The following is a 15,458-nucleotide window of genomic DNA, read 5'->3' as shown; positions in this document are numbered from 1 at the left end:
ATCCGCCGCTCACCCCGCCCGCGCGGCGCGCAGCGGCTCCGAACGGTACCGGGTGGTGTGGCCGTCGATCCGCAGCAGCTTCCACACGCCCTTGGCGACCGGGTTCATCAGACCGATCTCCTTGGCCAGCGTGCGCACGTCACCGAAGAAGTCGCTGAACTCCCGCTTGGCTTCCTTGGTGCCGTAGAACAGCTCCTTGCGGACGTGGTCCGGGATGTCGAATTCCTTCCAGAACGACCGCGGCGGGGTGTAGATCGCGCGGCCCAGAATGAACATGACGATCGGCATCGCGATCGACAGCACGAACCTGTTGGCCGCATTCGCCTCGGGCACATGGTTTTTGAGGAACTCGTGCGCGAAGGAGATGTGCCGCGCCTCCTCGGCCACGTGGATGGACATCACGCCGCGCATGATCGGGTGCACCTCTTCGCCCGAGCGCAGAATCGCCTTCTGGATGTGGTCGATCGGCTCCTCGCCGGCGAGCACGGCCATGAAGAACAGGTTCGGGAACAGCGCGGCGACCGGCGCGCCGAGATACTTGAACTTGCTGACCAGCGGGCCCATTCCGGGCACGTCGAGACCGATCCGGTTGACCATCTCCTGGAACATCAGGGTGTGGTTGTGCTCCTCGATCATCTCGTGGGAGCAGTACCGGAACTCGGGGGAACCGTTGGGCAGCCCGAAGTTGTGGGTGACCATGCCGCTGATGAGGATGGACTCGAACTGCAGACCGACCTTGGCGACGTTGGCCTGGCGGTACTTGCCGATGGCGATCTTGCGCTCCAGGGGCAGCGCCTGGTACCAGGGGTGGCGGCCGAGCGCGTCACCGGAGACGGGCAGGACCCAGCGTTCCTCGCCGGCGTCCGCGGCGAAATCCGGGTTGTCCCAGTCGATGTCCTCGAACGGATCGAAGTGCTTGTTGACCGAGCCCTCGGACAGCAGCATCAGCTTCTGGGCGTACTCCTGTGCCTGGGCGACCACGGGGTCGACGTCGGGTGTCGCGGCAACGGACATCGTCGTCACAGCCTCTCCATCTCGCACTAGTAACTGTGTCCCATGGTTACACCAACATCGAGTTACGTCAACCGTGCGGAGATCATCGGTGAGGGCCGCATTCAGGCGTGCGACAGGCCTCAGTGCACAGACGTACACCGTTACCGGGGGTACCGGCGAGTACATCGGGTGGCTGTGTGTCGGAAGTAACAGCCCGGCCGATCAGTGCACCGGTTGCACGATGCAGTAGCCGTTCGCATCGATGGCCGCGGTGCGGGGGTCGTCGCTGGCCACGGCGGTGGCCGCGAACAAGGCCCCGGCCGCCGCGACAGCGGTCGTCACCGCCGCGCGGGTGAGGCGGCGGCGCAACCGAGCACCGCCTATCCAGACGACGCGGCGGTGGGCCACCGCGGCGGGGACGACGGCCGACCGGCAGGCCAGGATGGCGGCGCCCTCGGCGATCGTGCGCTCGGGATCCGGGGCCACGATCACCGGCCGGGCGAGGGCATCGGAGAGCAGGCCCGCGACCTCGGGCGGGCGGGCGGCGCCGCCGACGACCAGCACGCAGTCGACGTCGGCCATGGTGACATCGGCAACGCGCAGGCATTCGTAGACGACGTCGAGGGATTTGCGCACGTGTGCCGTGCGTAGTTCGGTGATGGCGGCATCGGAGAGCACGCCGACCAGGGTCGGATTGTCCGAGGCGCTCCAGTGGGCGCGGCGCGCCATCAGGGCACCGAAGGCGCGGCCGCCGAAATCGGTGGAGCGCAACGGTTCTCCGACGACCGGATGCTGCGGGCAACCGGCGCCGACGCGGACCAGGGTCACGTTCAGACCCGAGCCGCCCAGGTCGTACACCAGCGCCAAGCCCGGCATGAGCGGCCCGCGCGCGGACTCCAGCCAGGCGGTGGCCGCGATCGGTTCGGCGATCAGGCGGGCCTGGCGCAACCCCACCGTGTCCAGGGCGTCGCGCAGGTCGCTCACCCGATCGGCCGGATATCCGACCGGATGGGTGACGGTGATGCTCACGCCGGGGTCCGGGCGGTCGCCGAGCACCTGCCGGATGACACTGTCCGCCACCGTCGCCACCAGATCGGCGGCCGATAGCGCGCGGTGGCCGACCCGGGCGGACGGCGCGGCGCGCTGGGTGAGATCGGCGAATTCGGTGATGGCCCGGCCGTGTCGAGGGATGCGCCCGACACGCGCGGTGCCGGTGCTGTCGAAGGTGAGGGTGGTCCGCCAGGTGGTCGGCGGGCCACCCGCCCGTTGCCGATTCCCCCCGCCGTGCCGTCCCCCGCCTGCGGTCGATACGGCGCAGACCGTGTTGACCGTGCCGATACTCACTCCGAGCCCAACCGTCATCACTCTCACCCTCGATCGACGAGCCGTTTACCGAACCGTGACCCGACCCGCCTCAAGGCAATCACTGTGCTGAGAACTTGCCAAGCAGAGGACACGAGGTTGTCCGCCGAGCGCCTGTGCCCTTCTGTCCCGTTTGCCCTGCACCGGCCGCCGGGGGCGACCGGCGCAGGGAATGAAGGCTGACAACGATCCGAGGAACGAAGGCGCGCGGCGGCTCGAGGAACGAAAGTGACCGACTCAACGAACACGCGCGGCGGCCCGGGACGGAAGGCCACCCGCTGTGGGTATGCCTCGCAAGCATTCCCGAGGCGGGCGGGCCTCCTCATTTCCCCGCGCCGGCCGCCCCCAGGCGGCCGGTGCGGGGATCCAAGGTGAGCCGAAATCAGGTGACGGGGAGTTCGGGGATTCGGGTGGCGCGGGCGTAGACCGTTTCGCCGTCTCGGAGGTGGAGGGCTTCGGCGTCGCCGCGGGTTACCTGGGCGGTGAACAGGTCGCCGGTGGCGGCGTTGCGGAGTTCGAGGCGGACCTCGAAGCCGAGGTGGACGATGCGTTCGACGGTGGCGCGGGTGACGCCCGCCGATTCGGCGGTGCCCTCGTGTTCGGCCAGGGCCATGCTGGGGTCGCGGCCGATGCGGATGTCGTGCGGACGGACCAGATGGCCGTTGAGTTTGGCGACCGCGCCCAGGAAGGACATGACGAAATCGTTGGCGGGACGGTCGTACACGTCTTCGGGGCTGCCCACCTGCTCGATGCGGCCCCTGTTCATCACCGCGATCCGGTCGGCGACGTCGAGGGCCTCCTCCTGGTCGTGCGTGACCAGCACCGTGGTGACGTGCACCTCCTCGTGCAGTCGCCGCAACCAGGTGCGCAGATCCTGGCGGACCTTGGCGTCCAGCGCGCCGAACGGCTCGTCGAGCAGCAGCACCTGTGGATCGACGGCCAGGGCGCGGGCCAGTGCCATGCGCTGGCGCTGTCCACCCGACAGCTGCGCGGGATAGCGATGCTGGAAGCCGTCCAGTCCGACGATGCCGAGCAATTCGTCTACGCGCGAGGCGATTTCGCGCTTGGGACGCTTGCGGATCTTCAACCCGAACGCCACATTGTCGCGCACGGTCATATGTTTGAACGCGGCGTAATGCTGGAAGACGAACCCGATATCGCGTTTCTGCGGCGGCACCCGTGTGACATCGCGCCCGGCGATCGTCACCACACCGGAGTCCAGCGATTCCAGCCCGGCGATCGACCGCAGCAGCGTCGACTTCCCGGACCCCGAAGGTCCCAGCAGCGCGGTCAATTCGCCCGACGGGATGTCCAGGCTGACATCGTCGAGGGCGGCGAACGAGCCGTAGCGTTTGTTCGCGTTGGTCACAGTGATCATTTGGCAGTGCCCCGCTTGCGTTCGAGGAGGGTCATCAGAATCAGGGTGACGAGCGCGATGCCCATCAGCAGGGTCGCCGCACAGTAGGCGCCGAAGGTGTTGTGGTCGTTGATGTATCGGCCGTGCACCAGCAGCGTCAGCGTCTGCGAGATGCCCGGCAGCGCCGAGGACACCATGATCACCGCGCCGAATTCACCCAGCGCACGCGCCACGGTGAGCACGATGCCGTAGGTCAGGCCCCAGCGGATGGCGGGCAGGGTGATGCGCCAGAACGTCTGCCATTTGGTGGCGCCGAGGGTGGCCGCGGCCTGCTCCTGATCGTCGCCGATCTCGTGCAGCACCGGGCTCACCTCGCTGACCACGAACGGCAGCGTCACGAAGATGGTGGCGATCACCATGCCGGGCAGCCCGAAAATCACCTTGAAGCCGAGGTTTTCGATGCCACCGAACCAGCCGTTCACACCCCACAGCATGATCAGCGAAACACCCACCACCACAGGCGATACCGCGAATGGCAGATCCACCACGCCCTGAATCAGGGTGCGTCCCGGGAAGTTCCCGCGCACCAGCGCGATCGCGGTGATCACGCCGAACACCACGTTCACCGGCACCACGATGGCGACGATGAGGATCGACAGATTGAACGCCGAAATCGCCGCCGGGGTGCTGATGTAGTCCACGAAGGTTCCCAGGCCGCGTTCGAAACTGCGCCACAGGATGATCACCAGCGGCGTCACCAGCAGCACGAGCAGATACGCCAGCGCGACCACGCGCAGTGAAATCCGGGTCGGGACGGATAATTTCATCGCGACATCTGCTCCTTCCGCGCGGTGCGGTCGGCGAAGATCCGCAGCACCACCAGTGTGATGAACGAAATCACCAGTAGCGCAACGGAAACGGCCGCCGCATTCACCGGCCGGTCCACCTCGATCTGCTGCTGGATGTACTGCGAGGCCATCTGCGTCCGGCCGGGAATATTGCCGCCGATCAGCACCACCGAACCGTATTCGCCGATGGCGCGGGCGAAGGCCAGTCCGCCGCCGGAGATGATGGCCGGGGCCAGCGTGGGCAGCACGATGCGCCGGAAGGTGGTCCAGTTGTCCGCCCCCAGCGAGGCCGCGGCCTGCTCCACCTCCTTGTCCGCCTCGATCAGCACCGGCTGCACCGAGCGCACCACGAACGGCAGCGTCACGAATGCCAGCGCCACCACCAGGCCCGGCTGGGAGGCGTTGAGGTGCACGTCGATCGGGCTCTCCGGGCCGTAGAGCGACAGCAGCACGATGCTGGCCACGATCGTCGGCAGCGCGAACGGCAGATCGATGAGCGCGTTCACAACGCCCTTACCCGGAAAGTCGTCGCGCACCAGCACCCAGGCGACCAGGGTGCCCATGACGACGTTGATCAGCGCCACCACCACCGAGACGAATACCGTCACCCGCAGTGAGTCCAGCGCGGCGGGTGCGGTGACCGCATCCCAGAAGCCCGACCAGCCCTCGTCGAAGGAGTGGAAGGTCAGGGCGGCCAGTGGCAACAGCACGATCACGCTGAGCCACAGCACCGCGATGGCGATGCCGAGCGGGCCGACCGAGCCGGTCACGCGCAGCCAGGATCGCCCGTTTCGTTGTCCGATACTGGTGTCGGTCACAGTTATCGAGCTTCCCGTGTGCTTACTTGGTGGCCTTGTCGTAGATCACCGCGACACTGCCCGTGTTCGGGGTGAACAGATCCTTGTCGACCTGCTTCCAACCGCCCAGGTCGGCGATGGTCCACAGCTTCTGCGGCTGCGGGAAGTCCTTGGTGAACTCGGCGGCGACCTGCGGATCGACCGGGCGGAATCCGGCCCGCGCGAAGGCCTTCTGGCCGGCCGGGGTGTACAGGAAGTCCTTGAACCGCACGGCCTTGTCCAGGTGCTCGGCGTTCTTCAGCACCGCCACCGGGTTCTCGATCTTGAAGGTGGTCGGCGGGACCACGTGCTCGATCGGATCGCCGCCTCGCTCGGAGAAGATGGCCTCGTTCTCGTAGCTGAGCAGCACATCACCGGTGCCCTGCAGGAAGGTGTCGGTGGCCTCGCGCCCGGACTTCGGCTGCACCTTGACGTGATCGGAGGAGATCAGCTTGCTCAAGTAGTCCAGGCCCGCCTGCGGGTTCTTGCCGCCCTCGCTCTCGGCGGCGTAGGGCGCGAGCAGATTCCATTTGGCCGCCCCGGAGCTGAACGGATTGGGCGTGACCACCTCGACGCCGGGCTTCAACAGATCGTCCCAGTCGTGGATGCCCTTCGGATTGCCCTTGCGCACCGCCAGCACCACCACCGAGCCGAACGGAATTCCCTTGTTGGCGTCGGCATTCCAGTTCGGGTCGATCTGGCCGGAATCGACGAGCCGGGTGATGTCGGGTTCGACGGAGAAGTTCACCACATCGGCCCGCGCGCCGTCCTTGACCTTGCGCGACTGGTCGCCGGACGGGCCGTAGGAGGCCTGGACGCCGACGCCCTTACCGCCCTCGGTCTTGGTGAACTCGGGAATGACCTTGTCGAAACCGGGCTTGGCGACGGAGTAGGCGAACAGGGTCAGCGAGCTGCCGCTGCCACCGCCGTCGCCGTCCACGCTGTCGCTGGCTCCGCCGCTGCAGGCGGTCAGGGTCACTGCCGCGAGTGCGGTGAGCGCGACGGCCGCGATACGGCGGCGCGAGAAGAGCCAGGAACTGCGAGACATCGGGGTGAACCTTTCCTGCTGCCCGCCGGTACCGGAAACGGTGCATCGGCGGAAGTCTGTGGTAGCCGGTAGACCTGTCACGAAATATCTGCGGCAATGGCGCGACTGCGGCGAAAAGCCGCCGGGAACGGGCTCGTCTGCGAAAAGGAATGCGCGCCAAGTCTAGAGAACAGACGCGCAGGCAGGCCCGGTCTGCTGTCAGCGACAGTGGATGTCGGCGACCACGAGGCAGCCGACTGCGATCAACGCCAATTCATGGCGGACCTGCGGCACAACACTCGACGACACGGGCAGACTGTAGCAGAGCGCGAGGAAACCTCGCGAATCACCCAAACGGAAATGGGGGAATCCTGATGACCAGTCCGGACCGTATTCGGCGGACATTTCCCGGAATCAGCACCAGGGCCTGGGAGCATCCGGCCGACCGGACGGCGTTGGTGGCGCTGCGCTCGTTCACCGGGTTCGACACCGTGCTGCGCACCCTGTCCGGACTGCTGCGCGAGCGCCAGCATCGGCTGCTGTATCTGGCGACCGCGGTCCGGGTGGACGAGCGGCAGTTCTCGACCCTGCACGATCTGCGTGCCGATGCGGTGCGCATCCTGGACGCGCCGGTCACGCCGGAGCTGTACGTGGTGCAGGACCCGTCGGCCAACGCGTTGACGATCGGGATGGACGTGCCGTTCATCGTGGTCACCACCGGGCTGATCGATCTGCTCGATGTCGAGGAAATGCGGTTCGTGATCGGGCACGAACTCGGCCACGCCCTGTCCGGGCACGCGGTCTACCGCACGATGCTCATGCATCTGCTGCGGTTGGCCTCGAATATCGGCTGGGTGCCGGTCGGCGGGTGGGCGCTGCGGGCGATCGTGGCGGCACTGATGGAGTGGAGCCGCAAATCCGAGCTGTCCGGGGATCGGGCCGGGCTGCTGTGCGGGCAGGACGTGGACGCCTCGGTGCGGGTGCATATGAAGCTGGCCGGGGGCGCGATGGTCGCGGAGATGAACCACGCGGCGTTCCTGCAGCAGGCCGACGACTACGACCGCACCGGCGATCTGCGCGACGGCGTGCTGAAACTGCTGAATCTGGAGCTGCAGTCGCATCCGTTCTCGGTGCTGCGCGCGGCCGAACTGCGGCGCTGGATCGCCGGCGGCGACTACGATCGCATCCTCGACGGCCGCTATCCGCTGCGGGAGCAGGACAGGCATGCGCGGATCGGCGACGAGATCAGGGAGGCGGCGCGGGCCTACCGGGAGAGTTTCGACCAGTCCGACGATCCCCTGATCCGCACGGTGCGCAACCTCGGCCGCGACGTCGGGGCCGCGGTGAGCACCGTGGGTCAGGAAGTGGGTGAAACGGTGTCGAAGATCGGTAAGCGGCTGGGGTTGTAGGCGTGGTTCGGGGAGGCTCAGTCCTCCTCGACCTCCGGCGGGCTCTCGAGCAGGTCGAGGATCCACTCCTCGGAGGCGGTCTCCTCGCCGTCCTCGACAGATTCCTCGACCCGCAGCCGGTTGTGCAGTCGCACCCCCAGGCCGAGCAGCTGGGCCGCCTTCACCATCTCGATCGCCTCCTCGGGAGAGGCGTAGTGGGTGGCGATCAGGCGGGGACCCTCTTCGAGTTCGTCGGCCTCCAGCATCTGCTCGAGTTCCGCGAAATCCTCATCGGTTGGCATGCCGAGCACAGTACCCCAACCCGCTTCCACACGAACACCTTTGGGCAATCTTCCAGCGAACACGCGCCGACGCGCGATTCGTCCCGTCAGCGGGTGAGGAGCCAGGCCACGACGATCAGGACCAGCAGGGCGATCAGGGCCAACTGGACCCGGGAGCGGGGCATCAGGCGGCTTCCTTGTGTAGCGGTGGGGGTGCGGGGGCGGACTGCACCTCCCGGACCGCCGCGCGGTCGCGGCCGAGCAGGCGGAGGACCACGCGCAGGCCGCGGTCGAGCAGGTAGGCGAGGGCGAAACTCACCGGGATCATCCCTACCAGAACCACGGCGAACTGCGGAACGAACGGCAGGCCGGCCACCCACAGTTCGAAGCCGTCCCACCAGCCAGCAATGCGTTGCACGCACCCAGCCTAGTGGCTGCCGGGCCCGCCGGACCGGCCCGGTCGCTTTCCCGGCCCTGTGGACGCGATCGTGACGCGGGCCGATGATGGGTTTCATGGCGTCCTTCGATGAACCGATCAGCGACGAACCCGCCGACCCCGGCTCCGAATACTTCGCCGTCCGGCGACACGCCCTGAGCGAGCTGCCCGATGAGCAGCTCACCGGTGGATTCGTCGCGGCCGGGCTGGGAACGACCCACAAATCGGTCTATCCGCCTATCGACGACTACGCCTTCCTGTCCGACTGCGAAGCCAACTGCCTCATCGCCCGCAACGGCGCGGTGGAATGGATGTGTCTGCCCCGGCCGGACTCGGCCAGCGTGTTCGGGGCCATGCTCGACCGCAGCGCCGGACATTTCCGGGTCGGCCCGTACGGGGTGAACGTGCCGGCGGCGCGGCGCTACCTGCCCGGCGGCATGATCGTGGAGACGACCTGGCAGACCGATACCGGCTGGCTGATCGTGCGCGACGCGCTGGTGCTGGGGCCGTGGCACAACAACGACAAGCGCAGCCGCACCTTCCGGCGCACCCCGATGGACTGGGATGCCGAGCACATCCTGCTGCGCACGGTGAAATGCGTGAACGGCGTGGTGGAGCTGGAGGTCAGCTGCGAACCGGCCTTCGACTATCACCGCGCCCCGGCACGCTGGGAATACACCGGTGAGGTCTACGAGCAGGCCACCGCCAGCTGCGAGAGCAATACCTTGGAGTGCACGAGCCTGACCCTCACCACCGATCTGCGGCTGGGTCTGGAGGGCCGCGAGGCGCGGGCCCGCACCCGGATGTCCGAGGGCGACGAGGCGTTCGTGGCGCTGTCGTGGTCGGCGCTGCCGCCGCCGCGCACCTTCGACGAGGCCGCCCAGAAGTTGTGGCAGACCACCGAGTGCTGGCGGCAGTGGATCACGCTCGGCAAGTTCCCCGACCATCCGTGGCGGGGCTATCTGCAGCGCAGCGCGCTCACGCTGAAGGGTCTCACCTACGCGCCGACCGGGGCGCTGCTGGCGGCGGCCACCACCTCACTACCGGAAACCCCTGGCGGGGAACGCAATTGGGATTATCGCTACTCGTGGGTGCGCGACTCCAGCTTCGCGCTGTGGGGTCTGTACACCCTCGGGATGAACCGGGAGGCCGATGATTTCTTCGCCTTCCTGCACGACGTGGCCACCGACGGCGACGGTGATCCGCTGCCGCTGCAGGTGCTCTACGGGATCGGCGGTGAGCGCGCGATCACCGAATCGGAGCTGCCCCACCTGCACGGGTACGACGGCGCCCGGCCGGTCCGCATCGGCAACGGCGCCTACGACCAGCAGCAGCACGATGTGTGGGGCGTGCTGCTGGATTCGGTGTACCTGCACGTGAAATCGCGCCAGCAGGTGCCGGAAACGTTGTGGCCCATGCTGGAACGGGCGGTGCAGGGCGCGAACGAGAACTGGCGCGAGCCCGACCGCGGCATCTGGGAGGTGCGCGGCGAGCCACGGCATTTCACCTCGTCGAAGATGTTCTGCTGGGTCGCGCTGGACCGGGGCGCGAAACTGGCCGAGATGCACGGCGAGTACGACTACGCCAAGAAGTGGTACGAGATCGCCGACGAGATCCGCTCCGACATCCTCGAAAACGGCGTCAACGCCGACGGCGTGTTCACCCAGACCTACGGCGGCGACACCCTCGACGCGTCACTGCTGTTGATACCGCTGGTGCGGTTCCTGCCCGCCGACGATCCGCGGGTGCGCAAGACGGTGCTGGCCATCGCGGACGATCTCACCGATCAGGGACTGGTGCTGCGCTACCGCACCGAGACCACCGACGACGGATTGTCCGGCGAGGAAGGCACTTTCACCATCTGCTCGTTCTGGCTGGTGTCGGCGCTGGTCGAAATCGGTGAGGTGACGCGGGCGCGGCGCCTGTGCGAGCGGCTCCTGGGCTATGCCAGCCCGCTCGAGCTCTACGCCGAGGAACTCGACCCCCGCACCGGCCGCCACCTGGGCAACTTCCCCCAAGCCTTCACCCACCTGGCCCTGATCAACGCCCTCACCCACGTCATCCGCGCCGAACAGTCGGTCACCGCAGGCGATTTCCACCCCGCCCACCGGGCCTGAAACCCGCGACCGAGAAATCAGCGGTTGGGCGTGCAGACGATGGTGTCGAAGTTGGCCTCGCCCCGCCATTCCGGGCGGGCCCGCATGCGAGCCTGGTTGACCCCTCGCTTGGCTTCGACGGTGACCGGGTTCAGGGTCTGACCGTCCCAGCTCTTGGCGGTACAGGTGTAGGTCGGCGCGCTCGCCTGCGCCGCCGGGGCAGCCAGCACGACGGCGGCCGAGGACAACAACAGGCCAACAGGCAACCCGGCCAAGATTTTCCTACGCAAAACAGCTCCATCCGAAACAACAACTACGATCCCCGCGCAACTTACCGGACCAACCACCGCGCGGCAGTGAATCCCGGCCAAAAGCAGGCCGGGATGACGAGGGGCGGCAGGCCGGGATGACGGACGGGAACGCTTGGGGGTCAGGCTGTGTCTGCGCGTTCGCGGAGGTCGCGGAGTTGGACGAGGGTGGACTCTATTTCGGTGAGGCGGCGGTTGCGGCCCTCCGGGGAGTGGACGGCGGCGGCCGCCTCGGCGGCGTGCAGGGATTCGTCGGCCGAGCGGAGGGTCTGGTTGGCCAGGTTGGTGAAGTGGTCACGCAGGGTGCGCTGCACCGTGCGCAGGCGGTTGCGGGATTCCTTGCTCACCTGGAAGATCACGTCGTCCATCAGGCGCGCGACCGCCACCTTGCCCTCGGCCTGCCGCTTCTCCCGGCGCAGCTTGCGGTCCTCCCACAGCGCGTGCACACCCAGCAGCACGGCCGCGGTCCCCGAATACCAGTTCACCGGCGGCATGCCCGCCACGCTGGCCAGCAGCACACCGACCATGAGCAGGCCGCCGTAGGAGCCCCGCATCACGTTCAGAACCGGTTGCACGATACCGATTTTCGCGCTCGGCAGCGGTTCCAGAGACGCCACCGGCTCGAGCACCTCGCCGGGATTCTCCAGCCGCAGATCCGGCAGCGGCACATCCCGGTCGGTGCCGAACTTGTTGGCCACCTGCTCGGCCAGCTCCACCGAGCGGTAGTGGGCGATGACGAAGTTCTCCTCCACCGCCTCGCAGATACGCGCGTCCAGATCGGCGCCGAAATCGGCCCAGCCGCGGGCCGGGTCCTGCTTGCCGATCTCGGCCTCGGCGTCGCGAATCAGGCTGCGCAGCCGATGGCGCAGATCGTGTTCGATATCGGCCATCAGCTCCGAGCAGCCGTCGGCGAGGGTGACCTGCCAGGTGGCCGAGCGCTGCCGCAGATCGTCGGCCTCGGCGCGCAGCAGCCGCAGCCGCTCGGTGATCTCGCCGTAGCGCTTCGGATCGCGCAGGGTTTCGGCCTCGGTGCGCAACGCCAGCGTCAGATGGTCGGTGATCATGCGGATATCGCGCAGCGCCGCCTCGCGAGCGACCGCGTCGGCGCGCCCCAGCACATAGTCGCGCAGATGGTCGATCAGTTGCGGCACACCGGATTCCAGGTCGCGGCGGTGGTCACGGCCCGCCCGCAGATGCAGGTCGGCCGAGATCGGCGCCACGGCGAAGCCGAGTCCGGCGGCGTCGAGCAGTTCGCGGTTGCGCTGCTGCACCTGCGCCCAGTGCGGATACCGGTCGATCTTGTTGAGCACGCAGATCACCGTCGGGCACACCTGCTGAATGCGCTGCAGCAGCGCGATCTGCTCGGGCGTGTACTCGGCCCCGGCCTCGGCCACGTACAGCACGGCGTCGGCGGCGGCGATCAACGACCACGTGGTGGGGGTGTCGGCGCCCGCGCCGGGGGCGTCCATGACCACGAAGCCCTCGGCCAGCAGTGGGCTCGGCTCGGTGAATTCGGCGCGGATCACGCCGTCGGCCGCCAGGGCCGGTCCCGGGTTCAGCGGGTCGACCGGCTGCCGCTCGGTGCGGCCCCCGACGGTGGTGCGCACCAGGGTGGCTGTCGGCGCGGGCCCGTATTCGGCGATGACCGGCACGCTGATCGAGCTGTCGGTCGCGCTCACCGCGGCACCGACCAAACCGTTGACCAGCGTGCTCATCCCGTGCTTGGGCTCGCCGACGACGACCAGGCGCACCCGCGGATCGGCGACCCGCGCCCGCGACATGCTCAGGCGGGCGGTCAGATCGGCACGACCGGCGGCGCGGGTCTGCCCGAGCAGCTCGTCGAGCAGCCCGAGCAGTGGCGCCATCGCGTCCGGATGCTTGGCCGTGGCGGACTCCAGTGCAGCCGACCCCGTCACAGCGTGATGTGGAGATCGGCGACCGGATGCAGCACCGGGTGATGCAGCTCGGCGTAGGTCGAGTCCGGCATCAGCTGGCCCGACAGCGCACCGCCGGAGGCCACGGTGAGGGCAGAGTGGTCGGTACTGGTCCACGACGGTTCGTAGGAGGTATCGACCACGTGCGCGACCGGCTTCACCGGCACGGTCGTCGGCGCGGGCGCCACGGTGTGCGGCGGGGTCACCACGGTGTGCGGCTCCGTCGGCACGGAGTGAGTGGGCACGGTGCCCGAATTTCCCGGATGCACCGTCGCGGGTGCGCTCACGCTCGGCGCGGTCGGCTGGTCCACCGTGGTCGGCGTCTGGCCGTGGCCGGTGGGTGCGGTCGGCTGCTGGGTGGAGATGTCACCCGTGGGCTGCGTACCCGTCGACCCACCGGAGTGATCGGAACCCTCGCTGGGGACGGTCGGCGTGACCGTGACCTCGTCGGACGGATCGGTGGTACCTGTCGAGGGTCTGGTGCCGTCGGGTGTGGTCGTGCCGCCGGTACCGGTGGTCGGGTCGGTGGCCGACCCACCGCCGTGGGGCGAGGTGGGATCGGTGTCGCGAGGCGTGGTGGTACCGCCGTGCGTCGTCGAGTTGCCGCCGTGGGTGGTTGTCACACCGCCGGTGTGGGTCGTCGAATCGCTCGGATGCGTCGGGGTGGCCGAGGGCGTGGGCGCGACGCTGACGTGCGGGGTGACGCTCGTCCTGTCGGCGTCGCTCACCGGCTTGGCGATCGGTGACGCGCCGGCTGTGGGGTGGTCGGTGGTCGACTTGCCCGACCCCGTGTGCCCGCCGACGGTTTTGCTGCTGCCCGAGTCCGCCGAAGCCGCCGGAACGGTCACCAGCGGACCCTGATGGCTGGGCAGTGCGGCGGCGATCGGGTGCGAGACCGCATCGGGCTGCGCATTGGTCTGCAGCGGGGTCGCGGCGACCGGCTGCACCATCGCGGGCGCCGGAGCAGCGGCGGCGACGACCGGGGCCGGGGCGGCCGTGATCGGCTGAGCCACAGCCACATTCGACACCGGCGCGGAGACCGCGACCGGAGCGGCGGGGGCCGGGGCAGAAGCGACGACAGGCGCCGGGCCGACCGGACCCGCGGCGACCGGAGCGGGCGCGCCGAGCGCCGGACCGACCTGCGGTCCCGCCACCGTCGCGCCGGTGCTCACGGCCGTCGGCGCGCTCGCCGCCGGAGAACCGGCGACGTGACCCGCCGGGGAGCCGGGATGTCCCGCCACCGTGCCCGGGGCCTGACCCGCCGGAACACCATGGCCGACAGCGGAATTGGGGCCGTGAGCCGTGGCAGGGCCGCCCGGGAGGCCTGCAGGCGCAGACCCATCCGCTTGACCGACAGCCGCATGGGGAGACTGCCCCGCGGCAGAGCCGGTGGCATGACCCGCGGCCGGCCCTGAGAGATGGCCTGCCGGAGAGCCGTGCGCGTGGCCTGCCGGGGAACCGTGGGCGTGCGCCGCCGAACCGGGGCCGTGGCCCATGGAGCCGACGGTGTGGGCCGAGTGGATATCGCCAGGGGCGGCCGAGGCGGTCCCCGCGGCCGGGGAGCTCAGGGGACCGCCGAGCCCGCCAGGAGATTGCTGACCGAGACCGGCGACCAGGTCGGGCACACCATTCGACTCACCGGTGGGAATGTGGTTCACACCCTGGCCGAGCCACTGGGTGTAGTTGTCCAACTGCTGGCCCACGTCGCCGACCGCGAAGTCGACCTTGGCCTCGGTCGTCACCCAGACTCCGTCCAGGCCGATGTGCGCGTCGACCTTCAGCTCGGTACCGAGGAAGACGCCGGGGTTGTGGCCGACGCCGTCGAACAGGTGGTCACCCTGCGCACCGCTGTCGGGCAGGCCGAACCCTCCCGAACCCAGCCCGTTCATACCGGGCAGGTTCAGGCCGTTCGTGCCGGGCAGGCCGAGGCCGTCGTTGATCGGGGCGCTGGCGGGATGGGCCCCCAGGCCGGGCAGGCCGAATCCGTTCGAGTCGCCGGCCGAGCCGTGGGCGGGGTGGGTCTGCAGCCCCGGCAGGCCGAATCCGGAGGAGCCGTGCTCGCTGCCGGGCAGCCCGAAGGGGGCGTCGGTGCCGGTCGAACTGTCCAGCGATGGCAGGCCCAGGCCGGGCGCACCTTCGCCGGTGCCCGGTGCGTAGCCCTCGGTTCCGGAGGACGGGATGTGCATGCCGGGCGCACCACCGGACATGGTGCCGTTGAGCTCGGGCAGACCGAATCCCCCGTGCTGGGGCGCATTCGGATCGGCATGCGGCAGCGGCGCGCCGATCGGGCTGGCCGTTCCCGGCTTGCCGAGGACGGGCGGCACGGAATCCGGCGACGGATCCGGGTAGGTGACGACCGGGCTGGGCGCATCGGGCTGCGGGTCCTTGATCGCCCAGCCCGCGATGCGGCTGTCGTGCGACTCGTTGGCCGGCGCCGGGCTGCCGTTGGAGGCGATCAGGGCGCCACCGGTGACATATGCGCCTGCCCGAGCCACCCGCGCCACCCCGGTCGCGACGCGATACGCGGTGTCCCCCGCGTGATCGCCCGGATCCGAATCGCCAGCGTCGAAGGGCAGGTCACGCGTCATACAA

At 68.8% G+C, this 15,458-nt stretch carries 14 protein-coding genes; 2 read left to right on the top strand and 12 right to left on the bottom strand.

All coding sequences use genetic code 11. The features are described from left to right. Positions 1-9: 9 nt before the first annotated feature. The 7 genes from IU452_RS24335 to IU452_RS39275 all read right to left on the bottom strand — a co-directional run bounded on the left by IU452_RS24335 (position 10) and on the right by IU452_RS39275 (position 6,732). Positions 10-1,014, bottom strand: coding sequence for an AurF N-oxygenase family protein (locus IU452_RS24335; protein WP_195111716.1), 1,005 nt, complete (start codon positions 1,012-1,014; stop codon positions 10-12). Positions 1,015-1,215: 201 nt separating this feature from the next. Beyond that, positions 1,216-2,355 (bottom strand): Hsp70 family protein, encoded by a 1,140-nt coding sequence (locus tag IU452_RS24330; protein WP_195111463.1) that lies wholly within the window; start codon positions 2,353-2,355, stop codon positions 1,216-1,218. Positions 2,356-2,737: 382 nt separating this feature from the next. After that, on the bottom strand, positions 2,738-3,733 hold the full coding sequence (locus IU452_RS24325) for a sulfate/molybdate ABC transporter ATP-binding protein (RefSeq protein ID WP_195111462.1): 996 nt from the start codon (positions 3,731-3,733) through the stop codon (positions 2,738-2,740). Further along, positions 3,730-4,539: a sulfate ABC transporter permease subunit CysW gene (gene cysW / locus IU452_RS24320; RefSeq protein ID WP_195111461.1), complete on the bottom strand. Its 810-nt coding sequence runs from the start codon at positions 4,537-4,539 to the stop codon at positions 3,730-3,732. The genes IU452_RS24325 and cysW overlap by 4 nt, the downstream gene beginning before the upstream one ends. Continuing rightward, entirely contained in the window at positions 4,536-5,378 is an 843-nt protein-coding gene (gene cysT, locus IU452_RS24315; RefSeq protein WP_195111460.1) for a sulfate ABC transporter permease subunit CysT, read from the bottom strand. Before cysT ends, cysW begins: the two co-directional genes overlap by 4 nt. Positions 5,379-5,400: 22 nt before the next feature. Beyond that, the gene (locus tag IU452_RS24310) at positions 5,401-6,444 is read right to left on the bottom strand and encodes a sulfate ABC transporter substrate-binding protein (protein ID WP_195111459.1); all 1,044 of its coding nucleotides are present in this window, start codon (positions 6,442-6,444) and stop codon (positions 5,401-5,403) included. A gap of 198 nt (positions 6,445-6,642) precedes the next feature. Then, positions 6,643-6,732, bottom strand: coding sequence for an Ms4533A family Cys-rich leader peptide (locus IU452_RS39275; RefSeq protein WP_324192512.1), 90 nt, complete (start codon positions 6,730-6,732; stop codon positions 6,643-6,645). A gap of 62 nt (positions 6,733-6,794) precedes the next feature. Here IU452_RS39275 and IU452_RS24305 point away from each other — a divergent pair, with 62 nt between their 5' ends. Continuing rightward, positions 6,795-7,832 carry a M48 family metallopeptidase gene (locus IU452_RS24305; RefSeq protein ID WP_195111715.1) on the top strand — a complete coding sequence of 346 codons (1,038 nt, stop codon included), beginning with the start codon at positions 6,795-6,797 and terminating at the stop codon, positions 7,830-7,832. A gap of 17 nt (positions 7,833-7,849) precedes the next feature. Here IU452_RS24305 and IU452_RS24300 read toward each other — a convergent pair whose 3' ends face one another. Further along, the gene (locus IU452_RS24300) at positions 7,850-8,113 is read right to left on the bottom strand and encodes a hypothetical protein (protein WP_195111458.1); all 264 of its coding nucleotides are present in this window, start codon (positions 8,111-8,113) and stop codon (positions 7,850-7,852) included. A 163-nt stretch (positions 8,114-8,276) separates the two neighbouring features. Beyond that, positions 8,277-8,510 carry a hypothetical protein gene (locus tag IU452_RS24295; RefSeq protein ID WP_195111457.1) on the bottom strand — a complete coding sequence of 78 codons (234 nt, stop codon included), beginning with the start codon at positions 8,508-8,510 and terminating at the stop codon, positions 8,277-8,279. Between the two features lie 95 nt (positions 8,511-8,605). Here IU452_RS24295 and IU452_RS24290 point away from each other — a divergent pair, with 95 nt between their 5' ends. Further along, positions 8,606-10,645, top strand: a complete 2,040-nt coding sequence (locus tag IU452_RS24290; protein ID WP_195111456.1) for a glycoside hydrolase family 15 protein — start codon at positions 8,606-8,608, stop codon at positions 10,643-10,645. 17 nt (positions 10,646-10,662) lie between these two features. On the opposite strand, the gene IU452_RS24285 is transcribed toward IU452_RS24290, so the two are convergent. The 3 genes from IU452_RS24285 to IU452_RS24275 all read right to left on the bottom strand — a co-directional run bounded on the left by IU452_RS24285 (position 10,663) and on the right by IU452_RS24275 (position 15,454). Then, a complete protein-coding gene (locus IU452_RS24285; RefSeq protein ID WP_195111455.1) occupies positions 10,663-10,914 on the bottom strand; it encodes a hypothetical protein in 252 nt (83 codons plus the stop codon). A 140-nt stretch (positions 10,915-11,054) separates the two neighbouring features. Then, positions 11,055-12,848, bottom strand: coding sequence for a hypothetical protein (locus IU452_RS24280; RefSeq protein ID WP_195111454.1), 1,794 nt, complete (start codon positions 12,846-12,848; stop codon positions 11,055-11,057). Then, positions 12,845-15,454, bottom strand: a complete 2,610-nt coding sequence (locus tag IU452_RS24275; RefSeq protein WP_195111453.1) for a hypothetical protein — start codon at positions 15,452-15,454, stop codon at positions 12,845-12,847. Before IU452_RS24275 ends, IU452_RS24280 begins: the two co-directional genes overlap by 4 nt. Between the last annotated feature and the right edge of the window lie 4 nt (positions 15,455-15,458).

It is taken from the genome of Nocardia transvalensis (assembly GCF_015477765.1).
Classification (GTDB): Bacteria; Actinomycetota; Actinomycetes; order Mycobacteriales; family Mycobacteriaceae; genus Nocardia; species Nocardia transvalensis_A.
This window is presented reverse-complemented; position numbering and strand designations above follow the sequence as displayed.

Excerpts from the sequence above, each read along its gene's own strand:
- IU452_RS24300 (WP_195111458.1), bottom strand. The coding sequence starts at position 8,113 with ATGCCAACCGATGAGGATTTCGCGGAACTCGAGCAGATGCTGGAGGCC.
- IU452_RS24290 (WP_195111456.1), top strand. The coding sequence starts at position 8,606 with ATGGCGTCCTTCGATGAACCGATCAGCGACGAACCCGCCGACCCCGGC.
- IU452_RS24325 (WP_195111462.1), bottom strand. The coding sequence starts at position 3,733 with ATGATCACTGTGACCAACGCGAACAAACGCTACGGCTCGTTCGCCGCC.
- IU452_RS24330 (WP_195111463.1), bottom strand. The coding sequence starts at position 2,355 with ATGACGGTTGGGCTCGGAGTGAGTATCGGCACGGTCAACACGGTCTGC.
- cysW (WP_195111461.1), bottom strand. The coding sequence starts at position 4,539 with ATGAAATTATCCGTCCCGACCCGGATTTCACTGCGCGTGGTCGCGCTG.
- IU452_RS24335 (WP_195111716.1), bottom strand. The coding sequence starts at position 1,014 with ATGTCCGTTGCCGCGACACCCGACGTCGACCCCGTGGTCGCCCAGGCA.
- IU452_RS24275 (WP_195111453.1), bottom strand. The coding sequence starts at position 15,454 with ATGACGCGTGACCTGCCCTTCGACGCTGGCGATTCGGATCCGGGCGAT.
- IU452_RS24310 (WP_195111459.1), bottom strand. The coding sequence starts at position 6,444 with ATGTCTCGCAGTTCCTGGCTCTTCTCGCGCCGCCGTATCGCGGCCGTC.